We start from the raw sequence: 355 nt of genomic DNA, 5'->3' as shown, positions 1-355 counted from the left end.
TTGTGGAAGATACAGTTCAAAAAGGCTTGGAACGCGAGTTTCAAATCTTAGTTCAGTTGAAGCAAGTCGAATGTCATTTCCACGAAGATCAGCAGGCGTATGACGAAGAGGTGTTTTTCGCGCTACAGTTGAAATACGAGGTGCCTGCAAACCAGCTTCAATTCTCTCTTGGAGAGGAGCTGCTTTCAATGGAGACTGCAAAGAAATCTTTGGAAGAAGTGGCGTTGCAAGATTTCCATTTTTTGGTGGAAGAGTTGTCTGTGCAGCAACTTCAATGCGTGGAGTTGTTTTAGCTGGAGCACTTCTTACTGCAAGTTGCGCTAAGAGTGAGTTGTCGAAAGCGGCAGGAACTGGT

2 pseudogenes (both cut by a window edge) are annotated in these 355 nt (G+C 45.1%); both read right to left on the bottom strand.

Annotated elements, in window-relative coordinates:
* A pseudogene (locus COV43_01165) lies at positions 1-189 on the bottom strand (hypothetical protein); it reaches 1,272 nt to the left of the window's first position.
* Between the two features lie 100 nt (positions 190-289).
* Positions 290-355 (bottom strand): annotated as a pseudogene (locus COV43_01160) (hypothetical protein) (it continues 609 nt past the right edge of the window).

This window comes from Deltaproteobacteria bacterium CG11_big_fil_rev_8_21_14_0_20_42_23, from assembly GCA_002796345.1.
Lineage (GTDB): Bacteria > UBA10199 > UBA10199 > 2-02-FULL-44-16 > 2-02-FULL-44-16 > 1-14-0-20-42-23.
Note: the sequence above shows the minus strand (reverse complement) of the source record. Positions and strands in the feature narration are given on the sequence as shown.